The organism is Vogesella urethralis (assembly GCF_007644045.2).
Lineage (GTDB): Bacteria > Pseudomonadota > Gammaproteobacteria > Burkholderiales > Chromobacteriaceae > Vogesella > Vogesella urethralis.
On the sequence record NZ_VMDW02000129.1, the window covers coordinates 57,472 to 80,023 of the forward strand.

The following is a 22,552-nucleotide window of genomic DNA, read 5'->3' on the forward strand; positions in this document are numbered from 1 at the left end:
GGGCAATCCTTTTCAATGCGTTGGTCGCGCCCGGCGGGCGACGACAGTAAAAATCAATCGGCAGGCGATCATCATAGCGGTTTTGCCGGATATTCGCAGAGGTCTGCAATCACGCAGCGCTCGCAATCGGGTTTGCGCGCCTTGCAGACGTAGCGTCCGTGCAGGATAAGCCAATGATGCGCGTCCTGTTTGTACTCGGCGGGCACAAAACGTAACAGTTTGTCCTCTACTTCACGCACGTCCTTGCCCGGCGCCAGCCGGGTGCGGTTGCTGACACGAAAGATGTGGGTGTCTACAGCGATGGTGGGGTGGCCAAAGGCGGTATTCAGCACCACGTTGGCGGTTTTGCGGCCAACCCCGGGCAGCGCTTCCAGCGCCTCGCGGTCTTCCGGCACCTCGCCACCGTGCTGTTGCAGCAGGATGCGACAGGTTTCGATGCTGTTCTTGGCCTTGGTACGGTACAGGCCGATGGTCTTGATGTATTCCTCCAGCCCGGCCACGCCCAGCGCGTACATCTTGTCCGGCGTCGGTGCTACCTGGAATAGCACGCGGGTGGCCTTGTTGACGCCGACGTCGGTGGCCTGCGCCGACAGCAGCACGGCGATCAGCAGCTGGAACGGCGTGGCGTACTCCAGCTCGGTGGTGGGGTGCGGGTTGTGGGCCTGCAGGCGGGCAAAGATTTCCTGGCGTTTCTGCTTGTTCATGGCGCGGGGCTCGCTTCGGCGTCGGGGGCAGGGTGGGTCGCGGTGGCGGCACGCTGGCGCGCACGGGCGTCCAGCACGTTCTTGCCGGCAATCAGCAGCGCCAGGCCAAGAAAGGCGCCCGGCGGCAGCATCAGCAGCAGAAACTGGTAATCCGGGCCGGCCAGGTGCAGCGTCAGCTGCTGGCCGATGGGGCCGAACAGCTTGTCGGCGCCGGCCAGCAGCGTGCCCTTGCCCAGCAGCTCGCGCAGCGCGCCCAGTGCCACCAGCACGCCGGTGAGGCCCAGCCCCATCATGGCGCCGTCCCACGCCGCCTCGCGTACCGGCTGGCGCGAGGCAAACGCCTCGGCGCGTGCCATCACGATGCAGTTGGTGGTGATCAGCGGGATGAAGATGCCCAGCACCAGATACAGCTCGTGCAGCCAGGCGTTCATGGCCAGGTCCACGCAGGTAACCAGGCTGGCGATGATCATGATGAACACCGGGTTGCGGATATCGTGTGGCACCCAGTGGCGCACACTGGATACGGTGGCGCTGGACAGCGCCGTCACCAGTGTAGTGGCCAGGCCCAGCGCCAGCGCGTTGACCATGTTATTGCTGATGGCCAGCACCGGGCACAGGCCCAGCAGCTGCACCAGGCCCGGGTTCTGTTGCCACAGGCCCTTACGGCTGATGTCTTGCCAGACAGAAGGGGTGTTACTCATGGTTGTCCTTGCAGCAGGCGCGCTTGCGCCGTGCGGTAGTAATCGCTGCAGCGTGCCACCGCAGCGCTGACGGCGCGGGCGGAGATGGTGGCGCCGCTCACATAATCGGTATCGCCGCCGTCCTTTTTCACCGCCCAGCGGCTGGTGGCCGGCTTGCCGGCAAACTGGCGCGCCCACGGGCTGACGGCCAAGTCGATGTAATCGCCCAACCCCGGCGTTTCGCGGTGGCTGACCACGCGCACGCCCTGCACCGTGCCGTCACGGGCGATGCCGACCAGCAGCTCGATGCGGCCACCGTAGCCGTTGGGGGCGGCGGCTTCCACCACCACGCCGCTGAGCTGGCCGTTACGGCGGGCCAGGTAGACGTTGGCCGCATCGCGCTGTGCCAGTTGCTGTGCGATGGCCGCCGGCAGCGCTACCGCGCTGGTGGCCAGGTTGTTGTCGAAACTGTCAGCCGGCAAAGCCTGCGCCAACAGCGCGGCGCGGGTGGCGGCTTCGTTGGCGGCCACTTGCTGGTGGGTGGCCAGCCAGGTGCCGGCCAGCAATAGCGTGGCCGTGGCGGCAAAGGCGGCTAGCGTCAGCGCACTACGGCGTGCCTGGGCAGCTGCATTACGCATGGCGGCCCCCTTTGCGGCCGAACACGCGCGGCTGGGTGGTTTGGTCGATGAAGGGCACCGCCATATTCATGATCAGCACGGCAAACGCCACCGCGTCGGGGAAGCCACCGAACACACGGATCACCACTACCAGCACGCCCACCAGAAAGCCGAAGATCAGCCGGCCCAGCGGCGTGGTGCTCCCGCTGACCGGGTCAGTAACGATAAAGCCGGCCGCCAGCAGGGTGGCGCCGTTGAGCAGATGGAATAGCGGGCTGGCGTAGTGTGCCGGCTGCCACAGCCACAGCGGCAGGCTGACGGCCAGCACGCCGGCCAGCATCGCCAACGGCGTGCGCCACGGGATCAGTTTCTGCTGCCACAGCCACAGGCCGCCCAGCGCCCACGCCAGCGCCACCCATTCGCCACCAGCATTGCCCCAATGGCCGAAGCGCGGCTGTTGCAGCAGCTGGCTAACCGTTTGCCCGCCCTGCAGCAAGCCGGTTTTCAATACGTCGAGCGGTGTGGCGCTGGAGATGGCATCCAGGCTACTGCCGGCGGGCAGCGTGTGGGTGAAGATCCACTGCAGCTGCGCCGTGGCGTCCAGTGCCGCCAACGGTGTGCCCCAGGCCGCCATCTGCGCCGGGAACGACACGATCATCACCGCAAAGCCGACCATGGCCGGGTTGAACGGGTTGTTGCCCAGCCCGCCGTACGCCTGCTTGCCCAATACGATGGCAAACAGCGTAGCCAGCACGATCATCCACCAGGCGCCCAGCGGCGGCATCGACAGCGCCAGCAGCCAGGCAGTCACCACCGCCGACAAGTCGGCCAGCGCCGGTGCCACCGGGCGGCGGCGCAGATGCAGCACGGCGGCCTCTGCCGCCAGCGCGGTAACGGTCGCCAGCAGCAGCTGCACCAGCACGCCGGGGCCAAAACAATAGGTGGAGACGGCAATGCCGGGCAGTAGCGCCGCCAGTACTTTCAGCATCACCCGCGACACGGTGACGGGGCGGGCGATATGGGTAGCGTGAATGCTCATGGTGCGGGGTCTTTCTTGGCCTCGGCAGCCGCCGCCTTGCGGGCGGCAGCGCGGGCCATCGCGGCTTCGATGGCAGCTTTTTTGGCGTCGTCGATGCCGGTTTGCGGCGCCGGGGCGGTGGCCGGGCTGTCGGGGTTGGCCGCAGTAGTGTTATCCGCTTGCGCTGCCTGTGCAGCAGCCTTGCGGGCGGCAGCGCGGGCCATCGCGGCTTCGATGGCGGCTTTTTTGGCGTCGTCGATGCCGGTTTGCTGTGCCGGGGCGGTGGCGGCGCTGTCGGGGTTGGCCGCAGCCGTGTTATCGGCTTGTGCAGCCTGGGCGGCCGCCTTGCGGGCGGCAGCATGGGCCATCGCGGCTTCGATGGCGGCTTTCTTGGCGTCGTCGATACCGGTTTGCGGCGTCGGCGCGGTGGCTGGGCTAGCCGGGTTGGCCGCAGCAGTGTTATCCGCTTGCGCCGCCTGGGCGGCGGCCTTGCGGGCAGCGGCGCGGGCCATCGCGGCTTCGATAGCGGCTTTCTTGGCGTCGTCGATGCCGGTTTGCGGCGCCGGGGCGGTGGCGGCGTGGTCGGGGTTGGCCGCAGTGGCGTTATCCGCTTGCGTGGCCTGGGCTGCAGCCTTGCGGGCGGCGGCACGGGCCATCGCGGCTTCTATCGCAGCTTTCTTGTTGTCGTCCAGTGCGCTGGTGTGCGCTTCCGGTAGCGGCTGGGCGGCTTTCTGGGCGCTGGCACGCGCCAGCGCAGCGGCAATGGCCGCTTTCTTGGCATCGTCGCCGGTGCCAGGGGTGGCCGCTACCGTGGGGGCGGCCGGGGTGCTGGCTGCCAGCTTGATGGCTTGCTCGGCGGCGCGGGCAGCCAGGCGCTCGGCTTTTTCGGTTTTGTCGCGTTCGATACGGAACTGGCGGAATTCGTGACGCTGGCGCGCCAGGGTGGCGCTTTTCTTGTCGCGCTCGGCGGCCCAGATCTCGCTCTTGGCAAAGCGGTAGTAGTCCACCAGCGGGATCTGGCTGGGGCACACATAGCTGCAGGCACCGCATTCGATGCAGTCGAACAGGTGGCGTTCTTGCGCTTTGCCGAACTGGCGCGATTTGGCAAACCAGAACAGGTCCATCGGTTGCAGCTCGGCCGGACACACGCTGGCACAGTCGCCGCAGCGAATGCAGGCTTGCTCGGCCGGGCGCGGCGGGAACAGCGCGGCGCTCTTGGCGATCAGGCAGTTGCCGGCTTTGGGCAGGCCGGCGGCCAGGTCGGGCAGGGTGATGCCCATCATCGGGCCGCCCATGATCACGTCGGCGTTCGGGTCGCTGATGCCGGCCTGCTGCAGCAGCCAGGCCAGCGGCGTGCCGATGGCCACTTCGTAGTTGGCCGCACGGGTGACGGCGCCGGTAACGGTGACGATGCGGCTGAGCAACGGCTCGCCGTGCAATACGGCGCGGGCGATGGCGTACAGCGTGCCTACGTTCAGGCACTGCACGCCCAGGTCGGTGGCGCGTGTGCCGTGCGGCACTTCGATGCCGGTCAGGATGCGGATCAGCTGCTTGGCGCCGCCGCTGGGGTATTTGGTGGGGATGGTCACCACGCGGTACGCGGTGCCGGCGCAGGCGGCCTGTATGGCGGCGATGGCTTGCGGCTTGTTGTCTTCGATGCCGATCAGCACCTCGCCGGCTTGCAGCGCATGCGCGGCGATGCGGATGCCGTCCACAATGCCGGCGGCGCGCTCGCGCATCAGCAAGTCGTCGCAGCTGATGAACGGCTCGCACTCGGCGCCGTTTACCACCAGCGTGGCCAGCTGGCTTGCGGCCAACTTCAGGTGGGTGGGGAACACCGCGCCACCAAGGCCGACCACACCCATGGCCTGCAGGTGCTGTCGCAGCGTGGCGGCGTCGGTTTGCTGCCAGTCCAGCGGCTGGCGCGGCAGCCATTCATCCAGCCCGTCCGGCTGCAGGGTGAGGGTGTCTACCGGCAGGCCGGAGGGGTGGGCAAACGGGTGCGGGCCGATGGCGATGATGGTGCCCGACGTTGGCGCGTGCACGGCGGCCGACAGGCGGCCATCCGGCTCGGCCAGGGTTTCGCCCTTGCGCACGCGCTGGCCCACGGCCACGGTAGGCCGCGCGGCATTGCCCACGCTTTGCGCCAGCGCGATGTGCAGCAGCGGCGGCAACGGCAGCGCCTGGATCGGGCTACCGGTGGCGGCGTCTTTGTGCTGCGGCGGGTGGATACCGCCGTGGAAGTCGTACAGCCGGCTCATGGCTTCACCGCCTTGATCGGAATGGTGGGGTAGCGCCATTTCCAGTTGGTGAGGTCGGTGCCGTGCGGAATCATGCGGATGCAGTCCACCGGACAGGGCGCCAGGCACAGCTCGCAGCCGGTGCATTCGCTGGCGATGACGGTGTGCATCTGCTTGGCAGAACCCAGAATGGCATCCACCGGACAGGCCTGGATGCAAAGCGTACAGCCGATACAGGTGGCTTCGTCTATCAGCGCCACCGCTTTCGGTTTGGGCTGCGCGGCGCCGGCGTCGAACGGTTTGAAGTCTACGCCCAGCAGCTCGGCCAGCTTGCGGATGCCGTCTTCGCCGCCCGGCGGGCATTTGTTGATGTCTTCCTCGCCGCTGGCAATGGCCTCGGCGTAGGGGCGACAGCCCGGGTGGCCGCACTGGCCGCACTGGGTCTGCGGCAGGATGTCGTCGATTTTGTCGACCAGCGGGTCGGCGTCCACCTTGAAGCGTACCGACGCGTAGCCGAGGATGGCGCCCAATAGCAGCGCCAGCGCCACCATCACCAGCAGCGCGTAAAGCAGGGTTGTCATCGTGTCAGGCCTCCGAAGCCCATGAAGGCCAGGCTCATCAGCGCGGCAGTAAGCAGCGCGATGGCGTTGCCCTGGAACGGCGCCGGGATGTCGGCACCTTCCAGGCGCTCACGCATGGCGCCAAACAGGATCAGGATCAGGGTAAAGCCCAGCGCGCTGCCAAAGCCGAATACCAGCGATTCGGCAAAGCTGTGCTGCAGCTGGGCGTTGAGCAGCGGAATGCCCAGTACCGCGCAGTTGGTGGTGATCAGTGGCAGGTAGATGCCCAGCACCTGGTACAGCACCGGGCTGGTTTTGTGGATCACCATCTCGGTGAACTGCACGATGCCGGCGATGATGACGATGAACGACAGTGTACGCAGGAATTCCAGGTTGGCCGCGATCAGCAGCTGGTTCACCAGATGGCTGCTGCCGGCAGCCAGCGTCAGCACAAAGGTGGTGGCGGCGCCCATGCCGATGGCGGCTTCCAGCTTTTTGGAAACGCCCATGAAGGGGCAAAGGCCCAGTATCCGGACCAGCACCACGTTGTTGACGAGCACGGTGCTGACCAGGATGAGCAGATAATGTCCGAGGTCCATTGCGGGGGAGGGGTGGCGTTAATGGCGGGATTATCCTAGTTCACCGGTACCGCTTCAACCTTCATTGCCGCAGGGTTGGCCGCAAGGTGTGCTGGCATAGGCCCTGCGTGCGCTGTCTGCCGGGCCGAAAAGAAAAATGCCGCGCGGTGATTGCAGCACGCGCGCGGCCAAGGAGGGTAAAACAGTACTTCTGCAAGGAACATCAAAAAAACAAGGGGTGGCCAACCCGCCGTGGCGGGCTGGCCAGGTACATCACACCGCGGCTTCCTGCAGTTGCGACAGGATTTGCGGGTTTTCCAGGGTGGAGGTGTCCTGGCTGATCTCTTCACCTTTGGCGATGGAGCGCAGCAGACGGCGCATGATCTTGCCGGAGCGGGTCTTCGGCAGGTTCTCGCCGAAGCGGATGTCGTCCGGTTGCGCGATCTTGCCGATTTCGTGCGCTACCCAGCTCTTCAGCTCGGCAGCCACTTTCTTGGCTTCTTCGCCCTGCGGGCGCGGGCCTTTCAGTACCACGAAGGCCACCACGGCTTCGCCTTTGATGTCGTGCGGTTTGCCCACTACGGCCGCCTCGGCCACCAGCGGGTTGGCCACCAGTGCTGACTCGATTTCCATGGTGCCCAGACGGTGGCCGGACACGTTCAGCACGTCATCGATACGGCCCATGATCCAGAAGTAGCCGTTTTCGTCGCGGTTGGCCGAGTCGCCCGCCAGGTAGTACTGGCCGTTGAATTCGTCCGGGAAGTAGGTTTTCTTGAAGCGTTCCGGGTCGTTCCAGATGGTACGTACCAGCGACGGGAACGGCTTCTTGATCACCAGGAAACCACCGCGGCCCGGTTCTACCTGGGCGCCGGATTCATCAACGATATCGGCGATGATGCCCGGCAGCGGCAGGGTGCAAGAGCCCGGCTTGGTGGGTACCGCGCCCGGCAGCGGGGCGATCATGGCGGAGCCGGTTTCGGTCTGCCACCAGGTGTCGACGATCGGGCAACGGCCGCCGCCTACCACTTCGTAGTACCACATCCAGGCTTCCGGGTTGATCGGCTCGCCTACGGTGCCCAGGATACGCAGGCTGGACAGGTCGAACTGCTTGGGCAGGTCGGCACCCAGCTTGATCAGCGAACGGATGGCAGTGGGGGCGGTGTAGAAAATCGACACCTTGTGCTGCTCGATCATGCGCCAGAAGCGGCTGGCATCCGGGTAGGTCGGTACGCCTTCGAACACCACCTGGGTGGCGCCGTTGGCCAGCGGGCCGTAGCAGATGTAGGAGTGACCGGTAATCCAGCCTACGTCGGCGGTGCACCAGTACACGTCATTCGGTTTGTAGTCGAAGGCCCAGCGGAAGCTGTTGATGGCGCCCAGCAGGTAGCCGGCGCTGCTGTGCTGGATGCCTTTCGGTTTGCCGGTGGAGCCGGAGGTGTACAGGATGAACAGCGGGTCTTCGGCGTTCATCCATTCCGGTTCGCAGTACTCGGCTTGGCCTTCGATCAGTTTGTGCCACCACACGTCGCGGCCTTCGGTCCAGTTGGCGCCACCATTGGTGCGCTGGTACACGATGACAGACTGGATGCTTTCGCAGCCTTCCATGGCCAGCGCTTCGTCCACGGTGGCTTTCAGCGGTACGGTCTTGCCGCCGCGCAGGCCTTCGTTGGCGGTGATGACGGCTTTGGCGCCGGCATCCTGGATGCGGTCACGCACGGCGCCGGCGGAGAAGCCGCCGAAGACCACCGAGTGGATGGCGCCGATACGGGCGCAAGCCTGCATGGCGACGATGGCTTCGATCACCATCGGCATGTAGATCACCACGCGGTCGCCCTTGGCAATGCCCTGGCTCTTCAGGCCATTGGCAAACTGGCACACACGGCGATGCAGTTCGGAGTAGGTGACGCGGGTAACTTCACCGTCGTCAGCTTCAAAAATCAGCGCAATCTTGTTGGCGTTGACGGCCAGGTGACGGTCCAGGCAGTTGTAGGACACGTTGAGCACGCCGTCGTCAAACCATTTGAAGAACGGGGCGTTGCTGTCGTCCAGCACGCGGGAGAACGGCTTTTTCCAGGTAATCAGTTCGCGCGCCAGGTCCCCCCAGAAGGACAGGTAGTGATCGTCGGCCTGCTCGCACAGCGCGTTGTAGGCATCCATGCCGGATACGGTGGCCTTGCGGCGGAAGTCTTCGCTGGGTGCAAAGCTGCGGGTTTCCTTCAGGATCGATTCGAGGGTAGACATAGTGGCTCCTTAATTATCTCTTCTTGGTTGGCCGCACCGCGAACGGTGCGGCCAGTGCTACGGGTAGGGCTTAGTGTTTGGACGCGCCGGAGGCACCGATACCGGTCATGGAGCGAACAAACTGGGCATCAAACTTGGCTTTTTCTTCTTCCGCTGCCTTGGAGGTATCCAGCACGGAGAACAACCAGGTGAAGAAGAAGGCCAGGGTCATCGAGAAGATGGCCGGGTTTTTGTACGGGAACGGGGCGGAGCCTTTGGCGTGGCCCATCACGTCTACCCATACTGCCGGCCCCAGGATGATCATCACTACTGCCGACACCAGACCGATGGCACCACCGATGACGGCGCCGCGGGTGGTCAGACCTTTCCAGAACATGGACAGGAACAGTACCGGGAAGTTGGCCGAAGCCGCGATGGAGAAGGCAAGGCCCACCATGAAGGCGATGTTCTGTTTCTCGAACACCAGGCCCAGCACGATGGCGATCACGCCCAGCGCCAGGGTGGTCATCTTGGAAACGCGCATTTCATCGGCTTCGTTGGCTTTGCCTTTCTTGATCACGGAAGCGTACAAGTCGTGCGATACGGCAGAGGCGCCAGACAGCGTCAGGCCGGCTACGACTGCCAGGATGGTGGCAAAGGCCACGGCCGAGATGAAGCCGTAGAACAGGTCACCGCCCACTGCGTGCGACAGGTGGATGGCTGCCATGTTGTTGCCGCCCAGCAGCTGGGTCACTTCCTTGCCGTCTTTCATGATGGTTTCCATGAAGGCCGGCTGGTTCAGTACCAGCACGATGGCGCCGAAGCCGATGATGAAGGTCAGGATGTAGAAGTAACCGATGAAGCCGGTAGCGTAGAACACCGATTTGCGGGCTTCTTTGGCGTCACTCACGGTGAAGAAACGCATCAGGATGTGCGGCAGGCCAGCAGTACCGAACATCAGGGCCAGGCCCAGCGAGATGGAGTCGATCGGGTCGGCTTTGGACGGTTCCATGATGGCAGCGCCCTTGGCGTGTACTTCCACGGCTTTCTGGAACAGCACTTCCGGGCTGAAGCCGACCGAAGCCATTACCATGAAGGCCATGAACGATGCGCCGGACAGCAGGATGACGGCCTTGATGATCTGTACCCAGGTGGTGGCCAGCATGCCGCCGAACATCACGTACATCACCATCAGCACGCCCACCAGAATGACAGCCGTGCTGTAGTCCAGACCGAACAGCAGCTGGATCAGCTTGCCGGCACCAACCATCTGCGCGATCAGGTACAGGGCTACCACCACCAGCGTGCCGGTTGCGGCAAAGGTACGCACCGGAGTTTGTTGCAGGCGGTAGGAGGCGACGTCGGCAAAGGTGAACTTGCCGAGGTTGCGCAGGCGTTCGGCTACCAGGAACAGGATCACCGGCCAGCCGACCAGGAAGCCCATGGAGTAGATCAGGCCGTCGTAGCCTTTCTCGTACACCATGGCGGAGATACCCAGGAAGGAGGCGGCAGACATGTAGTCGCCCGCGATGGCCAAGCCGTTCTGGAAGCCGGTAATGCCACCGCCACCGGTGTAGAAGTCGGAAGCGGATTGTGTGCGGCGGGCAGCCCAGTACGTGATGTACAGCGTGCCCGACACGAACAGCAGGAACATGATGATGGCCGTCCAGTTGGTGGCCTGCTTTTTCACGTCGCCATCAATGGCGCCGGCTGCCATGGCCAGGGCCGGCAGTGCGCACAGGGTGGCGAGTGCAGCGGTTTTCATCCAGCTTTTCATTGTTTCGCCTCCTCTACAATCTGCTGGTTCAGCTGGTCGAACTCGGTGTTGGCCTTGCGGACATACACACCGGTCAGTACGAAAGCCGACACGATGATGAAAATGCCGATGGGGATGCCCACCGTGGTCACGCCACCAAACAGCGATGCACCCAGGCTGGCAGGTGCGAAGGCGAGAATCAGGATGAACCCGTAGTAAATTGCCAGCATGACGATGCTGAGTAGCCATCCGAGGCTGGTTCTCTTGTGGACCAGTTCTGCGAACTTCGGATTGGCTTGCACCCGTTTCAGGATGTCCTCGTTCATTGTTTCCTCCTTTGTTTGTCGCGAACTGCCGGAAAACAGTAATCGCTGAGGGGACATTACGACTTTGGTGCAAGTGCCAGCCAATCGTTTTTTCTGATGTGGCAAATAAGGTTTGCCAAAGTGCGCGAAAAATATTGATAAATAACAAAGGCTTGCAGTCGAGCATTTGCTTTATTGATGCATGACATAAGCGAACATGATGCAGTTTTTTGTCGCATTGCCCTTGTCGCTGCGAAAGGCCTTGTACAGAATGGTGCCCCATATATCGAACCCGACACGCCCGCCCCGGCGGGTGCGCAATACAGAGCAGAGGGCAGTACAGGGATGGAAATCTATCAGCTGAGGACCTTTGTGACGGTGGCGCAGCAGGGCCACCTGACGCAGGCCGCTGAAGTCTTGCATCTATCGCAGCCGGCGGTGACGGCGCAGATCAAGGCTATCGAAGAAGAAGTGGGCATGCCGCTGTTCGAACGTACGGCGGGTGGTGTGGTGTTGACGCTGGCGGGGCAGGAACTGTTGCCTCAAGCGCAGGACATTCTGGCTGCGGCAAGACAGCTGCTGAATCATGCGCGTGCCCTGAAGGGCCAGCTTAGCGGCAAGGTGCAACTGGGCATTACGCTGACGCCGGATATGTTGCGCGTCGGCCCGCTGGTAGCCCGCATCAGCGAGCGCTATCCTTTGCTGGAGGTATGCCTGCACCAGGGTGTCACCGGCGATGTGTTGAACGCGGTGCGCAAGAAAGAACTGGACGGTGGCTTTTACCTGGGGAAAAACCCCTACGCCAACGTGCATACCTTGCTGCTGGATAGTCTGTCGCTACGTATCGTGGCGCCGAATGGTTGGCTCGCGCGTATCAATGCGGCCAACCCCAAGGAGTTGGGGCGTTTGCCCTGGGTGGGTATCTCTCAGTTCTCCAGTTTGTCCAAAATCGTCAGCGAGCTGTGGCGGGAGCTGAATATTTCTCCTAAGAAAATCTCCGAGTGCGATAACCTGTTCACGGCTATCGAGCTGGTGAAAGCCGGAGTGGGTTTGTCGCTGATCCGTGAGCAGGAAGCGCTGCAAGCAGCAGGGCAAGGCCTGCTGGAGGTGGTGCCTGGCATCGTGAAGTCGGCAGAGCTGCAGTTTGTCTTTGCTGCCGACAAGGCCGCAGATCCGCTGCTGGCGGTGTTGATGGAAGAGCTGTCGAACATCTGGCAGCTCACTTGAAGTGATCCACGCGGGAGTGTTCATGGACAAGGTGTGGCAGCAGTACCTGGACGTATGTCAGCGGGCGCAGCAGCGATGGATGGCGGCCCAGGCAGATTACCTGCGGCATTTCTATCCGCAGGCATCCGCCGCGCCATTCTGTCCGAAGCAGCTTGGTCAGCAACTGGAGGGCACCCTGCAGTCAGGCGCTGCCATGTTGCAGGTCTCGGCAGACCTGCATCACGAGCTACAGGTGCTAGGGGAGCGCTGGGTTGGCAAACAGCAGAAAGAGTGGCAACAGTATCTTGGCAGAACGCCCAGATCGCTGAGCTCCTGTTTGCTACCGCTTGATGCAGGCTTGTCCGGCTGCATGATTGCCAGTCGCGCATCGCGCCAGATTCACCACTTTGCATCAACGCAGTTTTCTACCGCACCGCTGAATGCCGTTCGCGGTGCACAGCGGGTGTATCGCCGCAGCTTGAAATAACCCTGTTGATGCCCGGTGTTTCTTATCCGGCGCCCGGTCTAGAATGCACGCCTTGCCACTGGTACGGCGTGCATTGTCATTTTCGGCCTGCCAGGCTGCCTACGATGGCGCCACTAAGGATCAGTGCTGCGGCCATCCAGCTGCTGCTGCTCATGCTGCCCAGGCCACTGATGGCCAGCATCAGTGTGGAAAGTAGTGGCGTCAGGTACGACAAGGCGCCGACTTGGCGTGGGTCCGCCTCTTTCATGGCGATGTTCCAGAAAAAGAACGACAGCCCAAGCGGCCCGATACCCATTGCCAGCAAGGCGGCCCATTCCGATCCCATTGGCAGGATGGCAGGCTCGAACAGCCAGTGACACAGCCCTGCCAGCATGGCTGACAGCAGGCAGAAACCGCCGACTGCGGCATTGTGGAATGGCGGCAAGCGACGGGTCTGCAGGCTGTAGCACGCCCAGGTGAAAGCAGCGGCAATGGCAAACAGGTAGCCGACCGGCAGTGCTTGCGGCAGGGTGATACTGCCTTTGGTCACGATCAGGGCGGCGCCGGTAAAGCCCAGTACCGAGGCCATGATATGCTGCCAGCGCAAGGAACCCAGTCGGAATAACGGGCTGAGCAACACGATCAGCAGCGGCCACAGATAGTTCAGCAGGTTGGCCTCTAGCGCCGGTGCGGTGCGGAAAGCGGTGAACAGCAGGCAGTGGTAGCCGAAGATGCCGCCGACGCCTACCAGCAAGGTCGGTAGCGGCACGCGCCAGTGACGCATATCCCGCAGGCCAAGCATTGCACCGATGCTTAGTGCAATGGCCGTAACCAGAAAGGGGGGCAGTCGCTGGGTGTAGGTGCCTAATGTCGCTAGCGAAGACCACAGTAAAATGGCCAGCAAGGCATAGGCCAGTGGTGGAATGCGTCGGGAGGGTGTGAAAGACATTCTCAGGATTTCTATTGTTGTGTGCCGGGGTATTCTGAATCGCCCGGGATGTAATATCAATATTGTTATGGAATTGGAAGGAAAAGCATGGAACAGGCTTTGAGTAGCTGGCTGGCATCCCATAATGCCACACTGAACGAGCGTGATGACTTGCAGCTGCCTGAATTCGACAGCCAATTGCAGGCTGTATCGGCAGGGCGGGCCTATTCGCCATTGACGCGCTTCGCGGTACTGGCAATTAGTGGTGAGGATGCCACTGCTTTCCTGCAAGGACAGTTTTCGTGTGATGTTGCCACGCTGGCGGGAAATGGCGTGACACTGGGCAGTTACTCTACTGCCAAAGGCCGTATGCAGGCCAGCTTTGTGCTGATGGCGACGGCGCAGGTTTATTTCCTGTTGGTGCGCAAAGATATTGCTGAAACATTCCGTCGCCGCCTGAGTATGTTTGTGCTGCGCGCCAAGGTGAAAATCGAAAATGTTTCAGCTGCGATGCAAGCCTGGTTAATGCAAGCGCCAGTCACCGGTAAGGCCTGCCTGCTTGCGACAAGCGAACAAGGCCTGAAGGCGGATACTGGCATGGGTGTGGCGCTGGTATTGTCCAGTGGCGATGCCCTGCCGCAAATCGATGCCGACATGCAGGCGGTGGGCAGTGAAGCGGCTGACCTGGTTTTCATTCGTGCCGGTTTGGGGTGGGTGTCGCAAGCGACCTATGAAGAGTTTGTGCCCCAAATGCTGAATCTGGAATTGATCGGTGGCATCAGTTTCAAGAAGGGATGTTATCCCGGTCAGGAAATTGTGGCCCGCACACAATATCTGGGCAAGGTGAAGCGGCGGATGTATCGTGCCCGTATCCGCAATGTGGAAGCCGTGGTCGAAGGTGCTGCGCTTATTGCTGCTCAAACCGGTGATCAGGTTATCGGACGTGTCGTACTGGCTTGCCGTATTGCCGCCAATGCGTTCGAGGTATTGCTCGTGATTCAGAGCGCTGCGTGGGAAGATCAGGCAAAGTTGCAAGATTGGCCGCAGGCCGATATTGAACAGCTCGATCTGCCTTATATGAAGCAGGATGCTGTTTGATTTTATTGACTTTCTCTGCAATATAATCTTGACTGTAGCGTGGCTGCTGTTTTATTTTGTCATCTAGTAGTTAATTTAATTTGGGGAGTCATCAATGGATCTGTCTACTTTCGATTTTTCCGACCTGCTGCAATTGCGTAATGATGTAGAGGCTGAAATCCGTCGTCGCGAGAGCGAAGAAAAAGCCAAGGCTGCCAAGCAAGTGCTGGAGCTGATTCGCACCCATGGTCTGGATATCGAAGATCTGGCCAGCAAGTCTGCCAAAATCGGTACCGCAGCTGCTGCCACCCGCAAGCCGGTTGAAGCCAAGTACCGTCATCCGGCCGATGCCAGCTTGTCCTGGACCGGTCGTGGCCGTAAGCCGCTGTGGGTGGTTTCCTGGCTGGACGAAGGCAAAGCGCTGGAAGATCTGTTGATCAAGTAAGCTTTTTGTCACGCAATACCGACGCCATGCAGTTTTGCATGGCGTTTTGTTTTTGGAGTGTGATCTGCTCGCGTATACTGCGCGTATTGTACTTACGTTGTCGGACAGGTTTGTCACCAGGCATCCGCATAATATGGTCAAGCTCGATTTTTTCTCTTTCGGCAGCAAGAAAGCCGCCCATCCGCTGGATTCGGTCAAGCTGATCAGTGATTGGTACGCGCCGGTTTCTCGAGAAACGGGAACGGTGGCGCACGACAAGGCTACCGAGTTACTGATGCAATTCAATGCCCAGAGCGAAAACTACAGCCCGGAATCGCTAGAGGCCGTGCTGGAACTGGACCGTCTGCTGAGTCAGCACCACCAGCAGTTGTGCGAGCAGTACCTGCTGAATACCCGCATGCCGAAAGCACTGGAAGCCCAGCTGCGGGCGCAGATTCTGGGCTACGGGCGACAGATACTGGCGGCGTACCAGCGGTTCATGAGTTTTGATCCCGACGATCACGCTGCGGTGGCCTTGCGCATGATGCTACCGCTGGTGATTGCGCGCATGATGCATTACCTCAGCGAGTTTGCCTTGTGGCAGTACTACCGCCACTTTCAGCCCGACGAAATTTTCTGGCGCAACGTGAACCAGCTGTTTGCCTATGCCGAACAGCATCACATCGATGCGGCGCCGGTGCAGCTGTTTCCGGACTGGCCCAGTACCACCATTCACGATCTGTACCTGTCGCTGCTGATGGTCTCCATGCTGACGAGTGGCAACCTCAGCATTCGGCAGATCCGCTTTGCCTATCAACTCACCCTGCGAACGTCCAATACCATGACGCTGGGGCAGGATTATTTGGGCGATGCCAGTTTTCTGGTCAATCTGTCTGCTGGTCAGCCGCCGGCGCGGGTGCGGGATGTGTTGCCCAAGGGCATGATCCGCGTTTGGCATACGGCAGAGCTGGTTGATCAGTTAACCCTTTGGGCGTCGGTATTCGAGTCGGGAGGGGTGCCCGGCGAGCTGAAGCCCATCATGACTGCCGGGGTGGATGCAGGCCTGTTGCGCTATCTTTGCAGAGAGTGGGCGGTCAAACCGTACCGTTTCGAGCGAGCAGAGCGTGTGCGCGTGCAAAGCCTGCAGGTGGAGGTGGCACAGCGTTTGCCGGTGTTGCACAAGCTGGTACGCGAGCTGGAAGAAAAGGTGCGTGATGAAACCCGGCGCGCCAGCGGGGTGGAAGAGGGGTTCGACGCGGCAGAAGAGGTTCGCATTTACGGTTTTGTTACCAGTAGACGCCGCGAGCGTCAGACGGTTGCGGCCATTCAGGTCAAGGAGCAGTTTCCGTTCTGGGATGTGGACAACAAGAGTGAAACCGGTCTGGGCCTGAATCTGCCTGCGCAAGGCAATGAGTGGGTTGCACTGGGGACCTTGCTCGGTTTTCGAGACCGTGGCGCAGACGAGTGGTCGCTGGGTGTAGTACGCCGTTTGCAACGCCCGGGTCAGGATCGCATCTACCTGGGGGTGCAGATTCTGACCAGTCGCCCGGTGGCGGCGGCCTTGCGTCAGGAAGAAGGTCGCCCGGTAGACCCGTCCATGCCCTCGGAGATGGTGTGGAACCAGGGCGAGATTGCCCTGTTTGTGCCCTTGCTCAAGGACGGCAAGAAACTGAATACTTTGTTGATCTCTACCGGAAGCTACGCCATGGGCAAGCAGTTCCATATGGTGGCGCGCGGCAAGATGTTCCTGATCAGCCTTGGCCGCGTCGTAGAGCGTGCTACCGAGTGGTGTCAGGTGGAGGTGGAGCTGATCAAGACCTTGTCCTGATGCGATTGCCGCCCAACAAAAAAAGCCGCGTCGAGCGGCTTTTTTCTTGGGTACAGTGGTGTGGCTTAGCGCAAATCCTTCAGCACGCCGTAGATAGCACTGAGCGTGGCCTCGCCCAGGCGCAAGCTGCGTTGGCCGTTCCAGCCGGTGTCATCATCCGGCAGGTTGTCGTTGTCCTTGAACGGCATTTCCAGTGTGTAGGCCAGGCACTGGAACTGGTTGCCTACCCAGGCGGTGGCCATAGACAGGTTGGCCGCACCCGGTTCGTCACGGTCGTAGCCGTGTTCGTCCTGGAAGTCGGGTGACGCCACCTTCAGCTGCTGCTTGAAGCTTTCTTCAAGTGCTGCGATACGCGGGCTGTAAGTGGGGACACCTTCGGTGCCGGCGACAAAGATGTAGGGAATGGTTTCGTCGCCGTGAATATCAAGGAACAAGTCAACGCCGGTTTCCAGCATCTTGTTGCGGACGTGGTAAACCTCCGGGCTGGTTTCCAGGCTGGGGTTCAGCCATTCGCGGTTCAGGTTGGCGCCGGCGGCGTTGGTGCGCAGGTTGCCCAGTACCGAGCCGTCCGGGTTCATATTGGGCACCACATAGAAGGTAGCGCGGTCGAGCAGGGCGCGCGAGGTGGGGTCCTGTGCGTCCAGCAGGCGGGTCAGGAAGCCTTCGACGAACCATTCGGCCATCGTTTCACCCGGGTGTTGGCGCGCGGTAATCCAGATCTTGAGGTCGGACTCCACTTCGTGGCCGATGGTCAGCAGGTTGATGTCCCGCTGCTGTACGGTTGCGCCCAGATCGCTGACCTGGCACAGGCCGGAGCTTTGCGCCATACCGATCAGGTTCAGATGCTGCTCGTGCGAATAGGGCTCGAAGTAGGCGTAGTAAATGCTGCCGGCCAGTGGCGCGTGCTCAATCACCAGCTCGTTGCCGTCCAGATAGGTGGGCACACGGAACCAGTTGACGCGATCGTAGGAGGCGACGGCCTGGTAACCATCCCAGCTCTTGGGGTAGGCAGTCTTGTCGATGTCCAGGAAACGGATGCGGCAGGTTTCGTAGGCGGCGCCTTGCAAGCGGAAGTAAAACCATTGGGCAAAGTCCGAGGCATTGTCGGGACGGATCCGCAACTGGATGTCGTCAAAGCCGTTAAGGGCGACTACGTCGATGCTGCCTGCGTCGAAGTTGCTGCTGATTTTCATGCTGCTTTTATTCCGGTTTCTAGCGTAATGCGCGCATTGTACCCCCTGACGGGGCATGCGGCCACGCTTGCGCCACAAAAGAAACATCCCCGCGCAGTGGCGGGGATGTGGGCTTTGTCAGACGATGCTGTCGATCAAGCAGTGCGCTTGGCTGCAGCTTTCACGGCATCGGCAGTGGCGCTGGTGGCGGCTTTCACGCTGCTGTCGGCGAACTCGGCGACTTGCTGGCCGGTCTTGCTCAGGGTGCTGAACGCAGCGGCAGAGGCGGCCAGACCGGATTTGAATGCATTGATGGCAGCTTCGGAGCCAGCCGGGGCGTTTTTACCCAGGCTTTCCACGTTGCTGATCAGCAGCTTGTTCAGGTCGCTGAAGTTGGTCTCGGCTACCTTGCCCAGCTCGCTCTGGGTTTGCGACACGATGTCGTACACGTTGCGGCTGTTGGCAACCGCTTGCTCCAGGCCTTGGGCGGTCAGTTTGTTGACGCGGCTCAGTGCTTCTTGCGGGTCTTTCACTTCGCTCAGTTCGCGGGCCAGCTTGACGTTTTCTTCCAGCGTCTGCTTGGACAGTTCCAGGCTCAGCTTGGCAAAGCGCTCGGCGCTATCCAGTGTGATTTGTGCAACGCGGAAAGCGGCTTCCAGGCCGTTTGCGGACAGTTTGGCGAATTGTTCGTTAGAAGTAGTCATACTGGTATCCTCGTAACACAATAGATGTAGATTGCATGGATGGGCACAGCAGCATTGTTTGATCGCTGTCTGATGCAGCGTTTTTGTGCGATGCACAATGATGAGCGAATGTTAGCTTGGTCGCAGATGTGTGACTAGGAGTTTTGCTCTAGGCTGTTGCATTTATGGTAATGTGGCGGCACACAACAAAACAGATAAGCTGGGAGAGTGTTTCATGAGCGTAGAAAAGCGGGTGATCAAGAAGTACCCGAACCGTCGTCTGTACGATACCGCCACCAGTTCCTACATCACGCTGGGTGATGTAAAGCAGCTGGTGCTTGATAATGTCGACATCCAGGTGCTGGATGCCAAAAGCCACGAAGACATTACCCGCGGCGTGCTGCTGCAGATCATCCTGGAAGAGGAAAGCGGCGGCTCCCCGATGTTCAGCTATGAAGTGCTGACTCAGTTCATCCGCTTCTACGGCCAGGCCATGCAGGGCATGATGGGCCCCTTCCTCGAGAAAAACCTGCAAATCTTCGTACAGTTGCAGCAGCGCATGCAGGAACAAACCAAGGCCATGTACGGCGACAACCCCATGCTCAGCAGCAAGCTGTGGGGGGATTTCCTCAACTTCCAGGGCCCGGCCATGCAGAACATGATGTCCAGCTATCTGGACCAGAGCACCAATATGTTTCTGGACATGCAAAACCGCATGCAGGAGCAGGCGCGTACCATGTTTAGCGGCTTCGGTTTCCCCGCCTACCCGCCGGCGCGGGACGATAAGGAAGAGCCGGGCAAGAAGTAGTTTTCTTCGCCGTTTTTTCTTATAATCCAGCCATCTAGCCGGGCGCTGATCAACACAGCGTCCGGCTTTCTGTCTTTATCGAACTACAGGGTTGACGTTTACATGTCGCATGTTGCACCGAAAGTAGGGTTTGTGAGTCTGGGCTGTCCGAAGGCGGCGTCGGATTCCGAGCAGATCCTGACCCGCCTGCGCGCGGAAGGCTATGAGATTTCTGGTACCTACGACGGTGCCGACCTGGTGGTGGTCAACACCTGTGGTTTTATTGATGCGGCAGTACAGGAATCGCTGGATGCCATCGGCGAAGCGCTCAATGAAAACGGCAAGGTCATTGTTACCGGCTGTCTGGGGGCCAAAGGCGACGTGGTGAAAGAAGCGCACCCGTCGGTACTGGCCATTACCGGTCCGCACGCCACTGACGAAGTGATGACCCACGTGCATACCCATCTGCCCAAGCCGCACGACCCGTTCGTCGACCTGGTGCCGGATATCGGTGTGCGTCTGACGCCCAAGCACTACGCTTACGTCAAGATTTCCGAAGGCTGTAACCACCGTTGCACCTTCTGCATCATCCCGTCCATGCGTGGCGACCTCGATAGCCGCCCGATCGACAGCGTGCTGGCCGAAGCGGCCAACCTGGCCAAGGCCGGCGTGAAAGAGCTGCTGATCATCTCGCAAGATACGTCGGCCTACGGCGTGGACCAAAAGTACAAGCTGGGCTTCTACAACGGCCGCCCGATCAAGACCCGTCTGCTGGAGCTGTGCGAAGAGCTGGGCAAGCACGGCATCTGGGTGCGACTGCACTACGTGTACCCGTACCCGAGCGTGGACGACATCATCCCGCTGATGGCCGAAGGCAAGATCCTGCCGTACTTGGATATCCCGTTTCAGCACGCCAGCCAGAAGATCCTGAAGCTGATGAAGCGCCCGGCCAATAGCGAAAACGTGCTGGGTCGCATCAAGAAGTGGCGCGAAATCTGCCCGGACCTGGTGATCCGCTCCACCTTTATCGTCGGCTTCCCCGGCGAAACCGAAGAAGACTTCGAAGAACTGCTGGCTTTCATCCAGGAAGCGCAGCTGGATCGCGTCGGCTGTTTCACCTATTCGCCGGTAGAGGGCGCAGCAGCCAACGAACTGGCCGACCCGGTGCCGGAAGACGTGAAGGAAGCCCGCAAGGAGCGCTTCATGGCGGTACAGGCGGAAATTTCTGCCGCCCGTCTGGCGGCACGGGTTGGCCGCACACTGACCGTGCTGGTGGACGAGATTGACGAAGAGGGTACTGCCATCTGCCGCAGCTACGCGGATGCGCCGGAAATCGACGGCCTGGTGTTTATCGAGGACGCCGACGATCTGAACGTAGGCGACTTCGTGCAGGTAGAGATCGTCGATGCCAGCGAGCACGACCTGTGGGGCGAGCGCGTGTAAGCGCACTGGCAACTCGGTAAAAACGGCGCCCGGTTCCCCGGCGCCGTTTTTTCATGCCTGCGTTGTGGCGGGCTCAGGCCTTGGCCAGCAGCACCGGTACGCCGCAATCACGCAGCCGCTGCAGCTTGTGCGGTTCGGCGTCTGCTTCCAATACCAGTTGGCCGATATCGGCCATGGCGGCCACCGAAAACGGGCTGGCGGTATCCAGCTTTTCATTGGTGACGCACAGCACCACTTGGCTGCTGTGGCGTACCAGCTCGCGTTTTAGTGCGGCTTCTTCCGACAGCGTGGTGCCGACGCCCAGTTCGATATCCAGCGAGCAGGTGCCCAGAAAGCAGATGTCCGGTCGCAGCGTCTGGATTTCCAGCATTGCACTGCTACCCATGGTGCCGCCGATGCGATGGTCCATACGGCCGCCCACCACCAACACCTCCAGCGCGCTGCGCCCCAGCAGCGCAGCAGCGATGGGGATGGCATTGGTGGCGATGGTCAGCGGCAGGCCGTCGGGGATGGCGCGGGCAATTTCCAGGTTGGTGGTGCCGGAATCCAGAAACACGAATTGCCCGGGGCGCAGCAACTGCACCGCGGCGGCGGCCAACCTGGCCTTGCGCGCGATGTTCTCGTGGCTGCGCTGGCTGAAGTTGCCGGTATTCGGCGTCATGGCGATGGCGCCGCCGTACACGCGCTGGCAGACGCCGCTGCTGGCCAGCTCGCGCAGGTCGCGGCGGATGGAGTCTTCCGATACGCCCAGCGTTTGCGCCAGTTCGGCAGCGACCACGCGGCCATCCTGCTGCAGGCGCTGGCGGATGTAGGTCTGGCGGTCGCTGGGCAGGCCGGTAGCGGGTTGAGTCATGGCGGGCAATCGGGCGTGGCAAAACGACATCGTGCAACATTCGGCAAGCCTAGGTCAATGTTTTGCCGAATGTTGCGGGATTGAACGCCAGATTGCTTGCCTGTTTGTGCATGATTGTGCACAATGATGCCAGATTATTCGATGGGAGCCTGTGATGCTACGCGCCGTGATTACCGATCTGGATGGCACTTTCCTGGGGGCGGACTCGCAACCGCTGCCGGCCAATATGGACGCCCTGCGCCGTGCTGCCGCCGCCGGCTGCCAGGTGATGGTGGCCACCGGCCGCCATTACCCGTTCGTGCAAGCGTTGCTGCAACAGTTGGGCGTGCCGGCCTGGGTGCTGAGTGCCAACGGTGCACGGGTGCACGCGCCGGATGGCAGCCTGTTTGCTGCGGCCAACCTAGCGCCGGCGCTGGTACAAAAGCTGGTGCAGCCCGAGCTGGTGATGGGCGCCGAGATGGCTTTGTACCTCGATGATCGCCGGCTGGCCTGCCGCTATCACGGCGGCGGTCTGGACTGGTACGCGCAGGCGGCGGAGCAGCAGGACAGCCTGGCCGACTACCACGGCCGTGACGTGGCCAAGATCGTGTATTGCGGCGAACCGGCGCTGCTGGCGCGCATCGAGGCCGATATCCTGTACCGCTTCGAGGGGCAGCTGGCGCTGACCTATTCGCAGGACTGCTATCTGGAAGTGATGGCGCCGGGTGTTAGCAAGGGCAGTGCCTTGCTGGGTGTGTTGCAGCAGCTGGATATCGACCCGGCCGATTGCGCGGCTTTTGGCGATGCGCTGAACGATGCCGAGATGCTGGCACTGGTGGGCCACCCGCACGTGATGGCCAACGCCAGTGCGGCGCTGCGGCAACGGGTGCCACAGGCGCCGGTGATCGGCGATCACCGCGACGCGGCGGTGGCGCAGGCATTGGCGCGCTGGTTTTGATGCAGGCTATCCAAGGTTGGCCGCACGCCGCGCTGTGACGTGGCTGACAACAAAAAAGCCCTTGCTGTTG

22 protein-coding genes are annotated in these 22,552 nt (G+C 61.4%); 8 read left to right on the plus strand and 14 right to left on the minus strand.

Going from position 1 to position 22,552, the window contains the following annotated elements:
* Window positions 1-71: 71 nt before the first annotated feature.
* From nth to FLQ03_RS16480, 10 genes are all read right to left on the minus strand, one after another.
* Window positions 72-704, minus strand: coding sequence for an endonuclease III (gene nth / locus FLQ03_RS16435; RefSeq protein ID WP_144372664.1), 633 nt, complete (start codon window positions 702-704; stop codon window positions 72-74).
* Window positions 701-1,405 carry an electron transport complex subunit E gene (locus FLQ03_RS16440; protein WP_144372665.1) on the minus strand — a complete coding sequence of 235 codons (705 nt, stop codon included), beginning with the start codon at window positions 1,403-1,405 and terminating at the stop codon, window positions 701-703. The genes nth and FLQ03_RS16440 overlap by 4 nt, the downstream gene beginning before the upstream one ends.
* Entirely contained in the window at window positions 1,402-2,022 is a 621-nt protein-coding gene (gene rsxG / locus FLQ03_RS16445; RefSeq protein ID WP_144372666.1) for an electron transport complex subunit RsxG, read from the minus strand. The genes FLQ03_RS16440 and rsxG overlap by 4 nt, the downstream gene beginning before the upstream one ends.
* Complete coding sequence (locus FLQ03_RS16450) at window positions 2,015-3,040, minus strand: RnfABCDGE type electron transport complex subunit D (RefSeq protein WP_144372667.1); 1,026 nt, start codon at window positions 3,038-3,040, stop codon at window positions 2,015-2,017. Before FLQ03_RS16450 ends, rsxG begins: the two co-directional genes overlap by 8 nt.
* Window positions 3,037-5,280: an electron transport complex subunit RsxC gene (gene rsxC / locus FLQ03_RS16455; RefSeq protein ID WP_144372668.1), complete on the minus strand. Its 2,244-nt coding sequence runs from the start codon at window positions 5,278-5,280 to the stop codon at window positions 3,037-3,039. The genes FLQ03_RS16450 and rsxC overlap by 4 nt, the downstream gene beginning before the upstream one ends.
* Complete coding sequence (gene rsxB / locus FLQ03_RS16460; protein ID WP_144372669.1) at window positions 5,277-5,840, minus strand: electron transport complex subunit RsxB; 564 nt, start codon at window positions 5,838-5,840, stop codon at window positions 5,277-5,279. The genes rsxC and rsxB overlap by 4 nt, the downstream gene beginning before the upstream one ends.
* Window positions 5,837-6,418, minus strand: a complete 582-nt coding sequence (gene rsxA / locus FLQ03_RS16465; protein WP_144372670.1) for an electron transport complex subunit RsxA — start codon at window positions 6,416-6,418, stop codon at window positions 5,837-5,839. The genes rsxB and rsxA overlap by 4 nt, the downstream gene beginning before the upstream one ends.
* Window positions 6,419-6,670: 252 nt before the next feature.
* Window positions 6,671-8,638, minus strand: a complete 1,968-nt coding sequence (gene acs, locus FLQ03_RS16470) for an acetate--CoA ligase (protein ID WP_144372671.1) — start codon at window positions 8,636-8,638, stop codon at window positions 6,671-6,673.
* Between the two features lie 70 nt (window positions 8,639-8,708).
* Window positions 8,709-10,394 (minus strand): cation acetate symporter, encoded by a 1,686-nt coding sequence (locus FLQ03_RS16475; RefSeq protein WP_144372672.1) that lies wholly within the window; start codon window positions 10,392-10,394, stop codon window positions 8,709-8,711.
* Window positions 10,391-10,699, minus strand: a complete 309-nt coding sequence (locus FLQ03_RS16480) for a DUF485 domain-containing protein (protein ID WP_144372673.1) — start codon at window positions 10,697-10,699, stop codon at window positions 10,391-10,393. The genes FLQ03_RS16475 and FLQ03_RS16480 overlap by 4 nt, the downstream gene beginning before the upstream one ends.
* A gap of 324 nt (window positions 10,700-11,023) precedes the next feature.
* Between FLQ03_RS16480 and FLQ03_RS16485 the strand changes: the two genes are divergently transcribed.
* Together FLQ03_RS16485 and FLQ03_RS16490 are read left to right on the plus strand one after the other, a co-directional pair.
* Window positions 11,024-11,905 (plus strand): LysR family transcriptional regulator, encoded by an 882-nt coding sequence (locus FLQ03_RS16485; protein ID WP_144372674.1) that lies wholly within the window; start codon window positions 11,024-11,026, stop codon window positions 11,903-11,905.
* A 22-nt stretch (window positions 11,906-11,927) separates the two neighbouring features.
* Window positions 11,928-12,371 (plus strand): hypothetical protein, encoded by a 444-nt coding sequence (locus FLQ03_RS16490; protein ID WP_144372675.1) that lies wholly within the window; start codon window positions 11,928-11,930, stop codon window positions 12,369-12,371.
* A gap of 76 nt (window positions 12,372-12,447) precedes the next feature.
* Here the strand turns inward: FLQ03_RS16490 and FLQ03_RS16495 are convergent, their stop codons facing one another.
* Window positions 12,448-13,299 (minus strand): DMT family transporter, encoded by an 852-nt coding sequence (locus tag FLQ03_RS16495; RefSeq protein WP_144372676.1) that lies wholly within the window; start codon window positions 13,297-13,299, stop codon window positions 12,448-12,450.
* An 87-nt stretch (window positions 13,300-13,386) separates the two neighbouring features.
* Here FLQ03_RS16495 and ygfZ point away from each other — a divergent pair, with 87 nt between their 5' ends.
* From ygfZ to FLQ03_RS16510, 3 genes are all read left to right on the plus strand, one after another.
* The gene (gene ygfZ, locus FLQ03_RS16500) at window positions 13,387-14,376 is read left to right on the plus strand and encodes a CAF17-like 4Fe-4S cluster assembly/insertion protein YgfZ (protein WP_144372677.1); all 990 of its coding nucleotides are present in this window, start codon (window positions 13,387-13,389) and stop codon (window positions 14,374-14,376) included.
* Window positions 14,377-14,470: 94 nt separating this feature from the next.
* A complete protein-coding gene (locus FLQ03_RS16505; protein WP_144372678.1) occupies window positions 14,471-14,800 on the plus strand; it encodes an H-NS histone family protein in 330 nt (109 codons plus the stop codon).
* A gap of 133 nt (window positions 14,801-14,933) precedes the next feature.
* Complete coding sequence (locus FLQ03_RS16510) at window positions 14,934-16,607, plus strand: hypothetical protein (protein ID WP_144372679.1); 1,674 nt, start codon at window positions 14,934-14,936, stop codon at window positions 16,605-16,607.
* A gap of 65 nt (window positions 16,608-16,672) precedes the next feature.
* Here FLQ03_RS16510 and FLQ03_RS16515 read toward each other — a convergent pair whose 3' ends face one another.
* Both FLQ03_RS16515 and FLQ03_RS16520 read right to left on the minus strand, forming a co-directional pair.
* Window positions 16,673-17,800: a M14 family metallopeptidase gene (locus tag FLQ03_RS16515; protein WP_144372680.1), complete on the minus strand. Its 1,128-nt coding sequence runs from the start codon at window positions 17,798-17,800 to the stop codon at window positions 16,673-16,675.
* 134 nt (window positions 17,801-17,934) lie between these two features.
* On the minus strand, window positions 17,935-18,483 hold the full coding sequence (locus tag FLQ03_RS16520; RefSeq protein WP_144372681.1) for a phasin family protein: 549 nt from the start codon (window positions 18,481-18,483) through the stop codon (window positions 17,935-17,937).
* 214 nt (window positions 18,484-18,697) lie between these two features.
* Here FLQ03_RS16520 and phaR point away from each other — a divergent pair, with 214 nt between their 5' ends.
* Both phaR and rimO read left to right on the plus strand, forming a co-directional pair.
* Entirely contained in the window at window positions 18,698-19,270 is a 573-nt protein-coding gene (gene phaR, locus FLQ03_RS16525) for a polyhydroxyalkanoate synthesis repressor PhaR (protein ID WP_144372682.1), read from the plus strand.
* A 102-nt stretch (window positions 19,271-19,372) separates the two neighbouring features.
* The gene (gene rimO / locus FLQ03_RS16530; protein ID WP_144372683.1) at window positions 19,373-20,692 is read left to right on the plus strand and encodes a 30S ribosomal protein S12 methylthiotransferase RimO; all 1,320 of its coding nucleotides are present in this window, start codon (window positions 19,373-19,375) and stop codon (window positions 20,690-20,692) included.
* A 73-nt stretch (window positions 20,693-20,765) separates the two neighbouring features.
* On the opposite strand, the gene FLQ03_RS16535 is transcribed toward rimO, so the two are convergent.
* On the minus strand, window positions 20,766-21,545 hold the full coding sequence (locus FLQ03_RS16535) for a DeoR/GlpR family DNA-binding transcription regulator (RefSeq protein ID WP_144372684.1): 780 nt from the start codon (window positions 21,543-21,545) through the stop codon (window positions 20,766-20,768).
* Between the two features lie 154 nt (window positions 21,546-21,699).
* On the opposite strand from FLQ03_RS16535, the gene FLQ03_RS16540 reads away from it, so the two are divergent.
* A complete protein-coding gene (locus FLQ03_RS16540) occupies window positions 21,700-22,482 on the plus strand; it encodes a Cof-type HAD-IIB family hydrolase (RefSeq protein ID WP_144372685.1) in 783 nt (260 codons plus the stop codon).
* Window positions 22,483-22,552: the final 70 nt, after the last annotated feature.

Excerpts from the sequence above, each read along its gene's own strand:
- nth (WP_144372664.1), bottom strand. The coding sequence starts at position 704 with ATGAACAAGCAGAAACGCCAGGAAATCTTTGCCCGCCTGCAGGCCCAC.
- FLQ03_RS16440 (WP_144372665.1), bottom strand. The coding sequence starts at position 1,405 with ATGAGTAACACCCCTTCTGTCTGGCAAGACATCAGCCGTAAGGGCCTG.
- rsxG (WP_144372666.1), bottom strand. The coding sequence starts at position 2,022 with ATGCGTAATGCAGCTGCCCAGGCACGCCGTAGTGCGCTGACGCTAGCC.
- FLQ03_RS16450 (WP_144372667.1), bottom strand. The coding sequence starts at position 3,040 with ATGAGCATTCACGCTACCCATATCGCCCGCCCCGTCACCGTGTCGCGG.
- rsxC (WP_144372668.1), bottom strand. The coding sequence starts at position 5,280 with ATGAGCCGGCTGTACGACTTCCACGGCGGTATCCACCCGCCGCAGCAC.
- rsxB (WP_144372669.1), bottom strand. The coding sequence starts at position 5,840 with ATGACAACCCTGCTTTACGCGCTGCTGGTGATGGTGGCGCTGGCGCTG.
- rsxA (WP_144372670.1), bottom strand. The coding sequence starts at position 6,418 with ATGGACCTCGGACATTATCTGCTCATCCTGGTCAGCACCGTGCTCGTC.
- acs (WP_144372671.1), bottom strand. The coding sequence starts at position 8,638 with ATGTCTACCCTCGAATCGATCCTGAAGGAAACCCGCAGCTTTGCACCC.
- FLQ03_RS16475 (WP_144372672.1), bottom strand. The coding sequence starts at position 10,394 with ATGAAAAGCTGGATGAAAACCGCTGCACTCGCCACCCTGTGCGCACTG.
- FLQ03_RS16480 (WP_144372673.1), bottom strand. The coding sequence starts at position 10,699 with ATGAACGAGGACATCCTGAAACGGGTGCAAGCCAATCCGAAGTTCGCA.
- FLQ03_RS16485 (WP_144372674.1), top strand. The coding sequence starts at position 11,024 with ATGGAAATCTATCAGCTGAGGACCTTTGTGACGGTGGCGCAGCAGGGC.
- FLQ03_RS16490 (WP_144372675.1), top strand. The coding sequence starts at position 11,928 with ATGGACAAGGTGTGGCAGCAGTACCTGGACGTATGTCAGCGGGCGCAG.
- FLQ03_RS16495 (WP_144372676.1), bottom strand. The coding sequence starts at position 13,299 with ATGTCTTTCACACCCTCCCGACGCATTCCACCACTGGCCTATGCCTTG.
- ygfZ (WP_144372677.1), top strand. The coding sequence starts at position 13,387 with ATGGAACAGGCTTTGAGTAGCTGGCTGGCATCCCATAATGCCACACTG.
- FLQ03_RS16505 (WP_144372678.1), top strand. The coding sequence starts at position 14,471 with ATGGATCTGTCTACTTTCGATTTTTCCGACCTGCTGCAATTGCGTAAT.
- FLQ03_RS16510 (WP_144372679.1), top strand. The coding sequence starts at position 14,934 with ATGGTCAAGCTCGATTTTTTCTCTTTCGGCAGCAAGAAAGCCGCCCAT.
- FLQ03_RS16515 (WP_144372680.1), bottom strand. The coding sequence starts at position 17,800 with ATGAAAATCAGCAGCAACTTCGACGCAGGCAGCATCGACGTAGTCGCC.
- FLQ03_RS16520 (WP_144372681.1), bottom strand. The coding sequence starts at position 18,483 with ATGACTACTTCTAACGAACAATTCGCCAAACTGTCCGCAAACGGCCTG.
- phaR (WP_144372682.1), top strand. The coding sequence starts at position 18,698 with ATGAGCGTAGAAAAGCGGGTGATCAAGAAGTACCCGAACCGTCGTCTG.
- rimO (WP_144372683.1), top strand. The coding sequence starts at position 19,373 with ATGTCGCATGTTGCACCGAAAGTAGGGTTTGTGAGTCTGGGCTGTCCG.
- FLQ03_RS16535 (WP_144372684.1), bottom strand. The coding sequence starts at position 21,545 with ATGACTCAACCCGCTACCGGCCTGCCCAGCGACCGCCAGACCTACATC.
- FLQ03_RS16540 (WP_144372685.1), top strand. The coding sequence starts at position 21,700 with ATGCTACGCGCCGTGATTACCGATCTGGATGGCACTTTCCTGGGGGCG.